The sequence below is a fragment of the Hahella sp. KA22 genome (genome assembly GCF_004135205.1).
In the GTDB taxonomy this organism is placed as follows: domain Bacteria; phylum Pseudomonadota; class Gammaproteobacteria; order Pseudomonadales; family Oleiphilaceae; genus Hahella.
Genome location: NZ_CP035490.1, coordinates 5,702,402 through 5,717,740 on the forward strand (window position 1 = coordinate 5,702,402; position 15,339 = coordinate 5,717,740).

Annotated in this window: 16 protein-coding genes; 10 read left to right on the top strand and 6 right to left on the bottom strand. The window is 54.8% G+C overall.

Features of this window, described 5'->3' with window-relative positions; translation table 11 throughout:
* Positions 1-373: 373 nt before the first annotated feature.
* The 4 genes from EUZ85_RS25130 (at position 374) to EUZ85_RS25145 (ending at position 3,091) form a co-directional block, all read left to right on the top strand.
* Complete coding sequence (locus EUZ85_RS25130; RefSeq protein ID WP_127972891.1) at positions 374-997, top strand: ATP-binding cassette domain-containing protein; 624 nt, start codon at positions 374-376, stop codon at positions 995-997.
* Between the two features lie 22 nt (positions 998-1,019).
* On the top strand, positions 1,020-1,817 hold the full coding sequence (locus EUZ85_RS25135) for an ABC transporter permease (protein ID WP_127972892.1): 798 nt from the start codon (positions 1,020-1,022) through the stop codon (positions 1,815-1,817).
* 150 nt (positions 1,818-1,967) lie between these two features.
* Entirely contained in the window at positions 1,968-2,402 is a 435-nt protein-coding gene (locus EUZ85_RS25140; RefSeq protein ID WP_127972893.1) for a GNAT family N-acetyltransferase, read from the top strand.
* An 8-nt stretch (positions 2,403-2,410) separates the two neighbouring features.
* The gene (locus EUZ85_RS25145) at positions 2,411-3,091 is read left to right on the top strand and encodes an alpha/beta hydrolase (RefSeq protein WP_127972894.1); all 681 of its coding nucleotides are present in this window, start codon (positions 2,411-2,413) and stop codon (positions 3,089-3,091) included.
* A 68-nt stretch (positions 3,092-3,159) separates the two neighbouring features.
* Here the strand turns inward: EUZ85_RS25145 and tpx are convergent, their stop codons facing one another.
* Positions 3,160-3,657 (bottom strand): thiol peroxidase, encoded by a 498-nt coding sequence (gene tpx / locus EUZ85_RS25150; protein ID WP_127972895.1) that lies wholly within the window; start codon positions 3,655-3,657, stop codon positions 3,160-3,162.
* A gap of 214 nt (positions 3,658-3,871) precedes the next feature.
* Between tpx and EUZ85_RS25155 the strand changes: the two genes are divergently transcribed.
* Positions 3,872-4,723 (top strand): hypothetical protein, encoded by an 852-nt coding sequence (locus tag EUZ85_RS25155; RefSeq protein WP_127972896.1) that lies wholly within the window; start codon positions 3,872-3,874, stop codon positions 4,721-4,723.
* Positions 4,724-4,736: 13 nt separating this feature from the next.
* Here the strand turns inward: EUZ85_RS25155 and EUZ85_RS25160 are convergent, their stop codons facing one another.
* Entirely contained in the window at positions 4,737-5,012 is a 276-nt protein-coding gene (locus EUZ85_RS25160) for a hypothetical protein (protein ID WP_011395531.1), read from the bottom strand.
* A gap of 257 nt (positions 5,013-5,269) precedes the next feature.
* On the opposite strand from EUZ85_RS25160, the gene EUZ85_RS25165 reads away from it, so the two are divergent.
* The 4 genes from EUZ85_RS25165 to EUZ85_RS25180 all read left to right on the top strand — a co-directional run bounded on the left by EUZ85_RS25165 (position 5,270) and on the right by EUZ85_RS25180 (position 8,393).
* A complete protein-coding gene (locus EUZ85_RS25165; protein WP_127972897.1) occupies positions 5,270-5,590 on the top strand; it encodes a hypothetical protein in 321 nt (106 codons plus the stop codon).
* A gap of 22 nt (positions 5,591-5,612) precedes the next feature.
* Complete coding sequence (locus EUZ85_RS25170) at positions 5,613-6,440, top strand: DUF2145 domain-containing protein (RefSeq protein ID WP_127972898.1); 828 nt, start codon at positions 5,613-5,615, stop codon at positions 6,438-6,440.
* 181 nt (positions 6,441-6,621) lie between these two features.
* Positions 6,622-7,752, top strand: a complete 1,131-nt coding sequence (locus tag EUZ85_RS25175) for a sterol desaturase family protein (RefSeq protein ID WP_127972899.1) — start codon at positions 6,622-6,624, stop codon at positions 7,750-7,752.
* A 98-nt stretch (positions 7,753-7,850) separates the two neighbouring features.
* On the top strand, positions 7,851-8,393 hold the full coding sequence (locus EUZ85_RS25180) for a YSC84-related protein (protein WP_241566858.1): 543 nt from the start codon (positions 7,851-7,853) through the stop codon (positions 8,391-8,393).
* A 52-nt stretch (positions 8,394-8,445) separates the two neighbouring features.
* Here the strand turns inward: EUZ85_RS25180 and EUZ85_RS25185 are convergent, their stop codons facing one another.
* The 3 genes from EUZ85_RS25185 to EUZ85_RS25195 form a co-directional block, all read right to left on the bottom strand.
* Positions 8,446-10,746 (bottom strand): hypothetical protein, encoded by a 2,301-nt coding sequence (locus EUZ85_RS25185; protein WP_127972901.1) that lies wholly within the window; start codon positions 10,744-10,746, stop codon positions 8,446-8,448.
* Positions 10,747-10,748: 2 nt separating this feature from the next.
* Complete coding sequence (locus EUZ85_RS25190) at positions 10,749-12,551, bottom strand: ATP-binding protein (RefSeq protein ID WP_164887349.1); 1,803 nt, start codon at positions 12,549-12,551, stop codon at positions 10,749-10,751.
* 158 nt (positions 12,552-12,709) lie between these two features.
* Positions 12,710-13,603, bottom strand: coding sequence for a LysR family transcriptional regulator ArgP (locus EUZ85_RS25195; protein ID WP_127972903.1), 894 nt, complete (start codon positions 13,601-13,603; stop codon positions 12,710-12,712).
* A gap of 170 nt (positions 13,604-13,773) precedes the next feature.
* On the opposite strand from EUZ85_RS25195, the gene EUZ85_RS25200 reads away from it, so the two are divergent.
* Positions 13,774-14,379: a LysE/ArgO family amino acid transporter gene (locus EUZ85_RS25200; protein ID WP_127972904.1), complete on the top strand. Its 606-nt coding sequence runs from the start codon at positions 13,774-13,776 to the stop codon at positions 14,377-14,379.
* 11 nt (positions 14,380-14,390) lie between these two features.
* On the opposite strand, the gene EUZ85_RS25205 is transcribed toward EUZ85_RS25200, so the two are convergent.
* On the bottom strand, positions 14,391-15,338 hold the full coding sequence (locus EUZ85_RS25205; RefSeq protein WP_127972905.1) for an XdhC family protein: 948 nt from the start codon (positions 15,336-15,338) through the stop codon (positions 14,391-14,393).
* Position 15,339: the final 1 nt, after the last annotated feature.

The following is a 15,339-nucleotide window of genomic DNA, read 5'->3' on the forward strand; positions in this document are numbered from 1 at the left end:
TCCTTCTATTTGTCTGCAACGACAGGGCCTGCACAGGTCAGGCCCTGTCTCCCGCGGCTTGTCGCCGCGCAGGCGCGTCCATGCGCCTGGTTATTAACATGCCAATATCATTGCCATGTTAATAATAACAATCAGGGAGTTAGAAAACGTCTTTAAATGGCCTAAAAAAACCACCTGTCATTCGACAAAGTTTTACGGGCGTTCTACGAATTTTGCGATAGACTTTTATTGAGCGGCGCACTTAAAAGCGACCCTGGCGGAGCATTTCAATCCCGTCGCCAATGCGGCGCCGCAAGCTGTAAGCGAACAATTTCCCCTGGCCTGATTTTCAGCAGACCTTCGTAACACTCACGGGCGTGAGCAGGTTGACGCAATGCCGCTGTTGTCGCTTAGAGACCTAGCCATAGGCTCTCTCAAACCTTTCTCCAATCACCTTTATGAGGGTGACTGCGTCGCTCTGAGCGGTCCATCCGGCTGTGGTAAAAGCCTGCTGTTGCGCGCCATCGCTGATCTGGACCCGCACTCTGGGACCTGTTTCCTGCGTGGAGAAGCCTGCGACCAGATTCCCGCGCCGGAGTGGCGGCGCCGAGTGATGCTCACTCCCAGCGAGTGCCGTTGGTGGCTGCCTACCGTGGCAGAGCATATGCCCGCCGACATGCCGCCTTCCTGGTACGAAAAAGCCGGTTTCAATCCCGATGTGGCGGGCTGGGAAGCGAGCCGCCTCTCCAGCGGCGAACGTCAACGCCTGGGCCTGATTCGCACCCTGTCGCGAGCGCCTGTCGTCGCGCTTCTCGATGAGCCGAGCGCCAATCTGGACAATCGCAATCGTGAGCGCGTCGAGCGGATGCTGACCGCCTATCTGGCGGAGCCTGGCCGGGCGATCTGTCTGGTCAGCCACGATCAGGAACAGTGTCTGCGTCTGGCCAATCGCTTTTGGAATATCATTGACGACAAAGTGAGAGAGCTGAGCGAACTCACTCCCACTTTCCAAGTTTAAGCGCCATTTTTTAGGCTGCATGATGAGCATTATTCACTTAAGCATCTGGGACTTGGGCTTATGCGCACTGTTGGTGTGCAGTCTGGCCTGGATTAACTGGCGACAAGCGCCGGACCTCAGCTCAGGAATACTGATCGGCGTCGCGCGCCTGACCATACAATTGAGCTTGATCGGTATGGCGCTGAAGTTTCTATTCGCCCAGACTTCGCTGCCCTGGGTGCTTATGGTCAGCCTGTTTATGGCCGCCATGGCGGGACGGGAGGTGGGAGCGCGGCAAGAACACAGATTCACGGAAGGCTGGACTTTCCGCATCGGTCTGTTCGCCATGACAGCGAGTTCCTATTCCATGATCTTGATTGTCCTGCTGGCGCTTATCCAACCGGAGCCCTGGTATAAGCCGCAATACGCGATTCCCTTGCTGGGCATGATTCTCGGCAACACTCTGAACGGCGTGTCACTGTGTCTCGATCGTCTTACCGCCGGGGCCAGAAACCAGAAAGACCTTATCGAAGGTCGCCTTATGCTGGGCGAGCCCGCCGAGGAGGCGATTCAAGACCAGCGCAGGCAGGCCTTGCATGCGGGCATGACGCCCGCCATCAATGGCATGGCCACAGCGGGCGTCGTCAGCCTTCCCGGTATGATGACGGGACAGATTCTCGCGGGCAGTCCACCGGAAACCGCCGTGGCCTACCAGATCATGATATTCCTGATGATTGTCGCCGCCACCGGCTTTGGAACCTGGATCGCCAACCGGCTGGCCATCTGGCGTCTGTTCGACGAACGCCACCGTTTGCGCCTGGATCGGCTGGCGTTGAAATGAGCTGCGTCCGTTGTCATCAGAACGTCATCGCTCAAAGCCAAGATCGGCCACAGTTCTTTACGCTCCCGTTTCAGGCTATATTAGACGCACAACCAGCCGTCAGACGCCCGGCTCGGGCCAGACTCCAACCTAGCGAATCCGACTACGCCTATGCTGACCATCGATATCAGAGCGGCCTCTTGCGCCGACGCAACTCCCATCTCCCATTTAATGACGCAATTGGGTTACGCCGTCTCACCTCAGGAGGCGTCGGATAGAATCAACCTGATAGCGGAAAGAGGCGGCGAAACCTTCATCGCAGAAAAAGACGGCGTCGCCGTCGGCTGCATTCAAGCCAGTATGGACGTCCGACTGGCGGAAGGATGCTTCGGCGAGATTATCAGTCTGGTGGTGGACGAAAACGGACGCGGTTTAAACGTAGGCAAACAATTGGTGATGGCGGCCTCAGAGTGGCTGCAGGCGCACGGTTGCGAGCGACTGCGCGTGCGTTGCAACGCTGTGCGGCTGGAAGCGCTGGAGTTTTATGGCAAACTTGGCTTCGAACATATGAAACAACAATCCATCCTGGAAAAAAGCATCGGTTAATCTATCACGTGACTATCCTAGCCCCCACTCAAACCCTACTGCCTCACATTGAAATTGAGCCCACTAAACCGGCGGACGCCACCTTCATCATGCTGCATGGCCTCGGCGCCGACGGTAACGACTTCGCCCCTATCGTGCTGGAGCTGCGCCTGCCCGAAGACATGGCGGTGCGTTTTATCTTTCCTCATGCACCGTCTATCCCGGTCACGATCAATGGCGGTTACGTCATGCCGGCCTGGTATGACATTCTGGAGATGAACATCGAACGCAAAGTGGACGAGGCGCACTTACAAGCCTCCGCCAACGCGGTGCGCGCATTAGTGGACAGAGAGATCGAGCGCGGCATAGACAGTCGCCGCATTATCGTGGCGGGGTTTTCCCAGGGTGGAGCGGTCGCCTATCAGACTGCGTTGACCTACCCTAAACCACTGGCGGGCCTGATGGGGCTTTCCACTTATCTGGCCACCGTCGCCAGCCTGAAGCCTGACCCGGCGAACCGCGACATTCCCATCCGTATTTGTCATGGAACCGTGGATTCCGTCGTGCCTGAAAGTCTGGGACGGGCCGCCCTCGGCCATCTGCAGACAATGGGATATGCGCCGGAGTACAGCACCTATCCGATGGATCACAGCGTATGTCTGGAAGAGATCCACGATATTTCGGCGTGGATTCAGAAAGTACTGGCCTAACCTTCGAACCGGCGCGCTAAACGCGCCGGTCTCGTTTACCTCAGGCGTTCACACGCCTTGCCAGCCGCTTAGAGCGCAGCCAGCGCCGCTTCATAGTCTGGCTCGTCGGCGATTTCCGCCACTTGCTCGGTATGCAGCACCTTGCCGGATTCGTCGATAACCACAACCGCCCGTGACAGCAGTCCTTTCAGAGGACCTGTCATCACCGTTACGCCATAACGGTCACCGAACTCGGCATTGCGAAACACAGAACCGTTATCCACATTTTGCAAACCTTCCGCACCGCAGAAACGCGCCATGGCGAATGGCAGGTCGGCGGAAACGCACAACACGGCGGTATTGTCCTTCTTGCTTGCTTTCTCGTTGAACTTGCGAACGGACGTAGCGCAGGTAGGCGTGTCCACACTGGGGAAAATATTCAGCACCAGACGCTTGCCGGCGTAATCCTTCAGCGTCGCCTCGGACAGATCAGGTTTGACCAGAGTAAAATCCGGCGCGCTGGAGCCCACTGCAGGCAGGTCGCCTTTGGTTTCAACCGGATTGCCTTTTAGGGTGATAGAAGCCATGTTTTATCCTTTTCGACAGGTAAGTAATTGAACGGTAATCCCTGAATCCAGCGGGAAGGCAGGGCCGCTTACAAAGCTAGCACAAATCCCATTGCGGAGAGATGAAATCTTGGCAAGCAGCGCCCAGGCGCAGTGAGAAGTGCATGCAGACCTGTTACAGGCTGAAAAATGGCCTATTCAGTTTAGTCCCGCCGATCCGCTATGCTAGCGCCCTATGAAAAATACAATACTCTCTCTTACACAAACATCCGTATTGCTTGGCGCTGTTGCGTTCAGCACGCACAGCCTGGCGGACTGTCAGGCTCAAGCCCGCACCGATATGGAGCGCCTCTATTGCGAAATTCAGGATAAAGGCGAAGGGGCCACACTGCCCAAACTGGAGGATTTTCGCCGTAACGACCGCCAGATTCAGGCGTTATTGCTCAAGCGTCCCGCCGCCAAGCTGGGGTTATCGCTGCCCGGCGCCGGCAAGTCGCAGAAGCCGCGGAAAACCGAATCCACCGCCACGCCTCCTGCAACCGCTTCCAAAAATAGTACTCGCCCGGAGCCTAAGGCGGATGCGCAACCAGCCACCCGCTCCAGCGCTCCCGCCGCCAACGACTGCCTGCTCTACAAGGACCAGATAACCTGCGGCTCTCACCAGTATCATCTGGCGACCAACAAACAGAACAAGTTTCTGAAGCAAGGCGCTCTGACGGAGGACAACAAATTAAACCTGCCATCCTTCCAGGGCGACCCCGCCAATGAAAGCGCGGTAAAGGACTATCTGTCTCAAGCCTACCGCGTCTATATCCCCAAAATGCTGGAGATAGGCCTGGGCGACGCCACCATGAGCTTCACCAAGTTCTACTACTCCTTCAAGGATATTCAAAAGCAAAACCTGAGTTTTTCCGACCGCTTTGAAACCATGTACGGCTTCCTCAAAAGAGACAAGTCAGCCATGGCGATCCAGCCTCGCTATTCGAAAGAGTTGCCGTCGGACATCAATCAGTGCAACAGTCTGTCGGACGCTATTATCGTTTGCGATAACGGCGCCACTAACTGGGTCTACGTACGCCAATCCTGAGCGCTCTCTGCGCTCAGCCTTCGCTTAACTCAACACAATCATAGATGCCGGTGACGTTGGTGAAATGCAGCACCAGTGTGTGAGACAGGCGCTTCTCCGAGTCATGCAAATGGTACTTAAAACGCGTTTGCTTACCGGTTTGCAAGAATGCATCGTAGTCTTTCAGCAACTCTCTCACATCACTGACTACCTCCGTGCTCCAAGTCGCCTTGAAGGGCCCCAGCACCGCTCCGCCCTTTAAGCAAACAGTGACTTCGTGATTGGTCAAACCTTTATTTTTGGTTGTCATAGATCGTCCTCTGAAAAGATATTTCGCCCTGTGTTCACTATAGAATAAAAACCTCTTCGCCATGAGAAAAGCTCAACGCTATCCCCTTTTGACCATAGTCAAAGTCTTGGATGGCGATACTTTTCAGTCCACAACGTGCGACTTTACCTGACTTACTATCGCTTTTGTTCAGCCAAAGTTCATGCTGGCTCGGCCTTGAGGTTGAAGACGTTTGCGTCCTTGACCTTTTTCAGCAATCCAAGAATGAGGTATACGCTATGGCGATAAAAATGATCTCTACGCTAACGGCAAGCGCCTGTTTGTTATTCGCATCCACCAGCTTCGCGGCGGATAGCATGCAACATTTCTCTCAAGCTGCGACCCACTCCGCCCAGGCGACAACCAACACAGTCTCCGGCGGCGTCAAACTGGCGTCAGGCGCAGCGGCGGTTCCGTTCAAAGCCATCGCGGTGGTTGGCGAAGCCAGCGCCAAGATCGCAGAACCGCTTTGGAACAGCGCTACCGGCAAAAAACTGGAAGTCTCTGACGAAAGCGTGACTGCCGGCCCTGCTCCCGCACTCGCCGTCGCAGCACGCTAAGTCAACGCACAAGAGGCTTACTATGTCCGCATCAGGTTCCCTATCAGGAATGCGCATCGCATTTTCTGCGTTAGTCCGGCTTGTGGCGCTGACCGTAAGCCTCTTTTTATTTCAGTCCAGCGCTTACGCCGGAAGTCGCCAGCAAGAAGGCCCTTCTCCATTTACAGCGGAAGAAATCGCCGTTTTTGCGAAGAAAGTTGAGAAAGCCGCCGCCGCACGAAGCGCTTACGTATTCCTACTGGCCAGGCAAGGCGTTCCTGACAAGGATCTCCCGCAAGGCGTGGAATTTACCCATACCGGACTCGCCGTCTACTCCACCATCACCACTGAACAGGGAGAGACGCTGAAGGGTTACGCCATTCACAATTTATATCAAGATGATGACAACCCCCGTCGCAGTCACTTGGCGATGGATTATCCCATCGATTTTTTCTCCGGCGCCCAGGTCTTAAAGGCTGGCGTCATCATTCCTACACCGGCGCTGCAGCAGCGGATATTGCAAAGTCTGGAGTCTGGCGTTTTGGAACGTGTTCACAACAAAAACTACTCAATTGTGTCCAATCCATTCAACACCAAGTATCAGAATTGTACGGAGTATGTGCTGGACATTCTTTTCGCCTCGATCTACCAAACCGACAACATTAAGCAAATCAAGGTGAATGAGCACGCATGGTTCCAGCCGCAAGAAATTAAACTAGGGCCGCTGAAAGGACTGCTTGCGCCACTGATAGCCAAGGAATTCCGTACCTCCGACCATTCTGGCGACATCAGAACCACCACTTTCGGCGCTATCACCGACTTCCTGAAAAGCCAGTCTCTGGTCGATGAGGCGTTAGTACTGTATCCCTGATTTGCAATTTTGATCCGTTTAAAAGTCCTTCCAGAGATTGGTATCAATTTTCGATACCAAACTGCGAGCATCCCAACACCCGATATGCGGTGATAGCCGAGCGTCCTGAAATACTCCATGATGGCTTTCACGACAACATCTCGCTTATGCGATATTTAACGCTTACCCTCGGGAAGACATTATGAAACTGATCAATGATTATCTCAGCCGTCACGGTCATGCTCCGTTCAAGTTTGGCCAGGGCCGTATTTCCGGATACATTTCCGCCACGCTTGGCATTCTCAGTTTCCTTGCCGTTTTGTGTTTCCATTTCCCTGAATATCTGACCACGCAGGAATTGCGTCAGGTCTACACTGAGCAGTTCGCTCGCACTCTTATGCTGGTAGCGCTTTGCGCCTCTTTTATACTTGGACTACTTAGTTTCCTGCTGAACCAGCAGAAGCGCCTGAGCATGACCGGCGTTCTGTTTTCAACCGCGGCAGTGGTTGCAGGCGGCGCGGATATCCAGCTCAACAGCATCGGCGAAACGCCCTACTCGCTGGGTCTGGACTGGTTCATTCTGGCGCTGTTTTTCTCTGCTCTCGTCTTTATTCCCATGGAACGCGCATTCGCACAAAAAAGGGAAACGCATACGTTGCGTCCTGAGTGGCGCACCGATCTGGCTTACTTTTTTATGAGCCATATGCTGGTGCAGTTTATTCTGATTTTCACCACATCCTCCTCCACTTATCTGGTTGGCTGGGTGGCCTCCGATTCCCTGCGTGACGCAATTCAATCCATGCCTGTCTGGGCTCAGTTTCTGCTGGCCGTATTCATGGCGGACTTCTCGCAGTACTGGTTCCATCGCCTGTACCACACTGTGCCGTTTTTGTGGAAGTTCCACGCAGTGCACCACTCCAGCAAGCACATGGATTGGTTGGCCGGTTCCCGTGTGCATTTGGTTGAAATACTGATTACTCGCAGCGTGGTTATGGTGCCTCTGTTCCTGCTGGGTTTCTCCGCCGAAGCATTGAATGCATACGTTATTCTGGTGGGTGTGCAAGCCGTACTGGCGCACGCCAATCTGAACTTCAACTTCGGCTTCCTGAAATACATTCTGGTGACGCCGCAGTACCATCACTGGCACCACGCGGATGATCCTGCTTACGCCTATAAGAACTATGCGATTCACTTACCGATTATTGATATGCTGTTCGGCACCTTCAAATTGCCTGGTAAAGAATGGCCCAAAAGCTACGGACTGCTGAATAACAAAACCGTACCCAAAGGCATCGTACGCCAGCATATGTTTCCTTTCGGATACGACGAATAAGCCAAACTATTGATGCGCCCCGGGAAACCACAGTTTTACCGGGGCTTGTTAGGCTTATAATAGGGCCGACTCATTCAATGACTGGAAGTATGTATCAGATGATAAAAACCAAAAAACTCATTTATTCCCTGCTATTGATCTTTGGCGTCGCTTTCAATGCTTCCGCTGCGTCCAAAGTTGAGATTGACGCCAAAGTGAACGCCGCCTTGAAAGTCTTCTATAACAAAGTTCCTTCTGGACAAGAACTCGCTTCCAAAGCGCAAGGCGTACTGGTATTTCCTGAAATACTGAAAGCCGGCTTCATTATCGGCGGCGAATACGGCGAAGGCGCACTGGTGAAAGGGGGCGCCATTCAGAGCTATTACAACATCGCATCCGCATCAATTGGCTTTCAGGCGGGAGTGCAGGAGAAGACAGTCGTTATGCTGTTCATGACGTCCGACGCGCTTAACAAGTTCACCCGAAGCGAAGGCTGGGAAGTCGGCGTTGACGGCAGCGTCGCCATCGCCGAGTTCGGCGCAGGCAAGTCCATCGACACCAACACCATACAAGAGCCGATCATCGCCTTTGTCGTCTCCAACAAAGGCCTGATGGCGGGCGTTTCCCTGGAAGGCTCCAAGATCACGCCTATCGTGAAGTAGTCTTTTCCTTTGAGACGAACGCAAGAAGGGCGGCTCACGCCCTTCTTATAGACTACAAATCGTACTTTTCCTGAATTTCCATCTGCGCCTCCAAAGCGGCTTCATCTCCCAGTTTTTCCAATAAATCCGGCCAAATCAGAGGATGTTCCAACTCAGCGGAAAAGCCGCTCAGTAGCGCATTGACGGCATCCAAGTCTGCGCCGACGGGAGCCGCGATGTAGATATAGACCCCAGGTAACTCGATGTCGTCCTCTAGATACAGGACGTATTCTTCATTACTGCGACGGTCAAAGTACACCTGCAAATCCGCCAGGCTATCTTGCAGACGCGCCAGATTTTCATCGCCAGGATGCGCGCCATCAATGGCGAAGTAGTCATACTCAGGGGCTTTGAGGACGTGTACTACGGAAAACAGCAAAGTGTAATATCCTTCGCTATCATGCATGACGCCTTCATCATCTTCCTGATCCAGTCTGTTCAGCGGCGCGGCGTCAAACACCACTTCACATCCAAAACGTTGAGGCTCGCCCAGTCTAGCCAAACCGATTACACGAGCCGTGACCGGACCATTGCGCACCGCCAGATAATCCCGCGCCTCTCCATCCTCATCGGTAAAGCGAACTCTCACATAAATGCTGTCTTCATCGATAGGTCCTTCGCCTTCAGGAACATCCATTTCCAAGGCCTGCATGGACTCCCTGACGCAGGCCCAGTCGCCGGCTATCGTCGCAGGCACCATGCGGTCCCAATGCAGACTGGTTTCCTCCGGGTCCAACTGAATCAGACGCGTCCACCAGTTAACGGACTCCTGATAGCTACCGAGTTTCATCGCCAACCGCGCAGCGGCGGCAATAGCAAAACCTGCGTCAGGAGAGCGCTCAATCAATTTACCAACATATTCGTACGCCTGTTGAGGGTCGCTATTGGAATAGAAGCGCATTTTCAGCCAGCACAGACGGCAAAACAGGTCATCGTCCAATGCCGGGTCGATTTCCGCACCGAATTCCCGCAAGAATTCGTCCGTATGATCCTGATCAATGAGAATATTGCCGTAAGTCATCAACAACCGTGGAGTGTGAAAACCGGACTTCTCTCGCAAGACTGCAAGCGCCGCCTCACTCCAGCCGCTGACGTCTAAAAGATGGGTGTATTCAAGCAGTACTCGTTCATCATCCGGCCACTTCCGCATGGCGTCTATAGTCATCTCCAACGCCGCTTCTCGGGTTTCCGCCTGCTGCTCAAGGAACTGCTCGATTTCGGAGAATTCACATGACGCTCTTTGCGCTTCCGCCTGAGTGATCGCCTCATTTAGAAGCGCCAGTTCTTCTGTAGCGCCACAATCCCGATGCAATTGCTGAACCGCTTCGGCTACACGCCGGGCGCATAAGCGGGCGATCGCGACAGCGCCACGGGACAGCGCCAGCTGAGCCTGCACCAGCCCAAGATTGACGGTGTCCCGCCAGGCTTTGCTATCGAAAAGCTCAGAGACCATAGCGTTAATTTGCAAATCCAACTCTTCCGAGTTGGCGCTGGCCTGCTTGGACGCCAGCACTTCCCTGGTTTTGATCCAGGGCTCGAAAAACGCGGGAGAGAGCATAGTCTCGTCATAGCTTAGCAATGTTTGCTCCGCCTCTTCCGCACGCTCCAGCAACGCCAGACACCACGCCAGATAGTTCTTTCTACGGCGTTCGAAATGTTCTCCGCCGCCGTCATTTCTGGCTTTACGCGCGAGCGTTTCCGCTTCCTCGTATCGATGCAACCCAATCAAAGCATCTAACTGGCAAAACAGCATGTTGGTGTCATCCGGGGAGCGATGGTTGGCGGTCAAGGCTTTTTTCTGCTCGCGGATGGAGGCCAGCGCATCCTCGAAGCGTCCCGCGTCAATCAACGCACTGTTGTATTCACCGCCAATGCAGGTAAAACAAGGCCAGGTCGCATCGATTCTGCCCATGGTTTCCTGCGCCACGGCCAGCCTTTCCTCTACATAACCAGGGCCATCGGTTATGGCGTAGCAGCAAGCCAGATCCTGAACGGCGCAGATGCTTTGCGGGCAGTCGCGGGTTTCTTCGCGGTGAGCGAACTCCAACAAATCCACCGCCTCGCCCAACATGGCCTGGCCTTTACGCCGGGTCAGCACCTGACTTTGCAGATGCCAGTGACGGAAGTAGATCTCCAGCCATTTATCGCCGTTCTTACGCGCCAGACTGAGCGCTTCCGGGTACAGCGCATCCACCTTATGGTGTTCATCATTCACCGAATAATGGGAAATGTCATAGACAAAGTCCGCCAGACGATGCTCGCCAGTTTCTCTCAGCGCCGAGACGCGTTCGTGAACCCAATTCCAGATATCCATCGTTACACCCCTCGCGTGATCGCCAGCAACGCCTCGCTGAAGCGCTTGAGCTCATCGGAAAAATTAGAGTCGCTATCGTCGACCTGATGGGTTAACGATTCCATATAGGCCCGCACCGCTATCGCTAAATGCCCTGCCGACTCTTGGGACGCCTCCATCATGGCCGCAACCAGAGGCGAATTCAGGTTGACGTAAAGACGCCGTTCAATTTCCGCCGAAATGGCTTGCGTGTGCAACCGCGCCAGACTTAACGCCGCCGAGCCGATGCGTTTGTCCGCCTCATCCCGCTCGATTCGTTTCTTGAGCGCCACATCCTGATCGTGGATGACCAGCAACGGCACATGCGCCGGCTCAAAACGCGCGCAGGACAACGCCTCATTTTTGCGTAACAGGAGCGCCGCCAGCTTGTCGTGAATCGCTTTATCCACCGCCTCTTCGGCGAACAGCTTGGTTTCCGCATCGCTGCTACCCAGGATGTGGGCTTTCAGCTGATTCCAATGCGCATACTTCTGACAAAAGCCGGACGCGGCATAAAGATATCCCGACACCAATGGCTTCATCTGCGCCCGGAACAGCAGCTCTTCCTGGCTGTTCTTGTCCTCATTGCGGATGTAAATCACGCCGCCGCTCTGCTTGAGGTAAGCAGGAAGCGTCACGTCGCCAATCGTAGTCGGTATTTTCAGGTCATTCTGCATAACCTCAAACAAACGATCATCGCTCAGCGCCGCGCCTAAAAGCGTCTGGTTATGGCGGCTGAGAATGCGTCGCCACACGCTGCTTTCATTGGCGGCGATGGTTCGCAGACCCTCAATCAGCGTTTCGGCCAGAAAGTCGCGAATTTCATAAAAGCGTTCATCTTTCTGAATATCTTCACGGCTCGCCGTTGGCGACAGCGCTACCGACTCCACGACGCCGCCGGCGAATCCCGCCCACAACGGCAACAGTTCGCGACATTCTCCGGTGATGAACATACTGCGCACGAACACCGAAATATTGCGGTAGTCCGAGGTGGCGTAGCCGCCGCGGTCCTGGACCCAAAGCAAGCCTTTCAGGCTCCAGGGGTTATTTTCAGGAATAGGGATAGCGCACAAAGGCTCAAAAGCGCCTTCGAAAATGGCGGCGAATTCCAGGCGTCGTTTCTTGCGCTGTAATTCGGATGTGGCGGCGTCCAATCGCCAGGGCGCCACCAGGCTGTTGACCTGCTCATCGTCATTATTCAGAAAAATGGGAACGCGCAGCAGACAACAGTAGCGTTCAATCAGCCCCTGCAGAAGGTCGCTTTCCGCCAAGTGATAAAACTCCTCCCGCAGGTGAAGCTTAACGGTAGTTCCCACCTGCGCTGGCACAGTAGCGGAAATGGCGAATTTCTTGCCGCCGGCGGTGGAGAAATACCATGTCTGCTCCGGCGTCTGGTAGGACGTTGTCCAGACCTCCACCTTCTCCGCCACGACATAAGCGGACAAAAAGCCCAGCCCGAAATATCCCACCATATCCTCATTGTGAGAGCTATCCCGCAACACACGGGTATAGCCGGAGCCGATAGTGGCGAGGTATTTCAGCACTTCCTCGTAGGTGAGACCGGAGCCGTTATCAGTGATGACGATCTGGTTACGGTGGCTATCCGCCTGAATGCGGATGGCGAAATCGCCGTCGCGGCCTGTCTCCAGCCGGGAACGCACGCAGGCGTCATGGGCGTTTTGAATAAGCTCCCGGATTGCGACGGCGGGAGTGGAATATAAATTGCGCCCCAGCACCTCCAATAGTCCGTCGAGGTCAACCTGGGTTTGATGAAGTTCACTAGCCATGAAATAACTGCTTTTTATTAATTGAAAACGGTCAATCGAGCGACGATATGGCGGACACAGTGCGTCAGTCGCCGCGCACGACATTAAAGATTCAGTAACTGTGTTTGATTATGGGATCACATCCATTATGAGAGTAGGTCAACTTTGCAGGGAGAACGCTATTTAACCGTTATTTCTCCCTGATTTAAAGGGATCGCCGTGCATAAATGTCGCGTCAGACCTTCCAGCATCTCTCCCCCCTGTCGCCAATAATGCCAGTACAACGGCACTTTTTGCGCATAGCCTGGCTTCACTTCCACCAGACGTCCCGCCGCCACCGATTCCTGCGCCTGAATCTCCGGCATCATGCCATACCCTAGCCCAGCTTCCGACATGCGGATAAATCCTTCTGAAGAGGGGCATAAGTGAAAGGGAAACGCACCTTGATAACCCAGGCTCTGCAGCAGGCGATGCTGCAATTGATCGTCAGGCCCGAAATTAATGACCGGCGCAATCGCCAACGCGTCAGCGGTCAGCCCCAACGGGAAATAACGGGACATAAAACCAGGGCTGGCGTAGGCGCGATAAACCAAGGTTCCCAGATAAACGCAACGGGAACCCTGCACCGCCTGCTCCGCGCTGCACACACATCCCGCCACGTCGCCATCGCGCATCCGTTTGAGTCCGATATCCTGATCTTCAATCACCAGATCCAATAGTACGCCTTCGCGCTGGCAATAATCCCCCATTACCGGGAACCACCAAGTGGCGAGGCTGTCCGCATTAATAGCGATGCGCAGGCGTAGCGCCTCCGCTCCCAGCGTCGGCACGTCCAGTAACAGATCATGCTCCAGTAGACGCACCTGCTGCACATGATTGAGAAGGCGTTTTCCCAGATCGGTAGGCGCGAGTCCCGGGGAGCGGACCAGTACAGGTTGTCCTAACCTCGCTTCCAGCAGTTTGATGCGCTGTGAAATTGCGGACTGGGAAATCCCCAACAAGGCGGCGCCCTTCTCAAAGCCCTGACCTTCCACTATCGCCGCCAGCGCCTGCAATAATTTGTAATCCAGCATAATCAGTTTTTCTAATGAGAGGTTAGGATTATTTGTTTTATTAATATTTAGAAACACCCTAATCTTCAACACAGACAAACGCAAGGCGCCTGCGACAACCTGAACCACAACCATGCTTATGACGATAAACGTACATGAGCGCTCACACATAACAAAAGGGTGTTAACTGCATGTGGCAGAGCTATTTCAACGGGTTTAGCCTTTCCTTGGGAATTATCGTGGCGATAGGCGCACAGAACGCATTCGTATTGGCGCAAAGCCTGAAGCGAGAGCATCACTTTCCCGTCGCCGCCATTTGCGCGCTGGCGGACCTGGTGCTGATCGCCGCCGGCGTATTCGGCATGGCGGCGTTACTGAGGGAATTCCCCCAAATTGCGGAATGGGCGCGTTGGGGTGGCGTGGTATTTCTCACCGCTTACGGCGCCTTTTCCGTCAAACGAGCGCTCTATCCAGGCCCAGGATTGGAAGCGGAAGGCGCGGTCAAACGTAACCTCGGCATTGTCGTAGCGACCACCCTGGCTGTTACGCTCCTCAATCCACATGTCTACCTGGACACGCTTTTCCTGATCGGCTCAGTGGGCGCTCAGCAGTCCGCCCCCGCCGCTTATGCAGCCGGCGCCGCCTCCGCCTCGATCATCTGGTTCTTTGGTCTGGCTATCGCCGCCGCCGCGCTGTCGCCCTGGCTGTCGCGGCCTTCATTCTGGCGACTGGTGGATGGGCTGATCGCAGTGCTGATGTGGCGTATCGCCTGGGGATTATTTCAGAACGGCGCGTAATGCGCCGTTTTTTATGCGCGGCGGGAAATAATTTCGGCAAGAATCGAAATCGCAATCTCCGGCGGCGATTTACCACCGAGATTCAGTCCAATGGGCCCCTTGACGCGATCAATCTCCTTTGCGCCGACGCCTTCCGCCGCCAGCTGCTCGCACCGCAAAGCCTGTGTCCTCATGCTCCCCAAAGCGCCAATATAGAAGCAGTCCGTGCGCAGCAGGTTGCGTAATATGGGTAGCTCCCATTCATGGTCATGGAACAACAGCGCCGCAGCCGTCCAGGCGTCGCTCCAAGCCTCCTCGAAATGGTCCGGCGCATGCAATCTGGTTACGCCGGGCGGGGTATATCCAGACGCGTCTCCCGGAGAGACCGCCACTACTTCGTATCCCATCGCAGGCGTCAGCATCAACAGCTGTCGAAATATCTCTCCCCGCCCAAACGCCAACAGGCGAGTGGCGGGATTGTAGACTCTGACAAAGCGATCGCCACTCACATGAGAATCGGAAGCCTGCGTTCCTGAGCAGACTTCAAGTTGCAGGTGCGCGCCATCGCCGTTGGCTGCGCACTCCAAATCCATGCACAACAACGCCGGTTGACGTTTTAGTTGCCGATCTCGCATAGCGAACAACAAGTCAGCGCCCACATTAACGTCAATCAGCACATCGATCCCGGAGCCACAAGGCAGCCGAATATCGAAGAAAGGAGAGTCTTTACCGTAACGCAGCTTGCGATTGCGTCCGTCCGCCAAAGCAGCGACCGCTTCATGGGTTAACGCCGCTTCAACGCAGCCTCCTGAAATCAATCCTACCGCCACCCCATCTTCACGCACCGCCATTTGGCTCCCCAGCGGGCGCGGCGAAGAACCGTCGACGCCCACCAGAGTTATCAACGCCACCCTGGCGCCCTGAGCCAGCCAGGCGCAGGCCGCAGGGATCACGTTTTCCACAAACATCGGCGCGCTCATA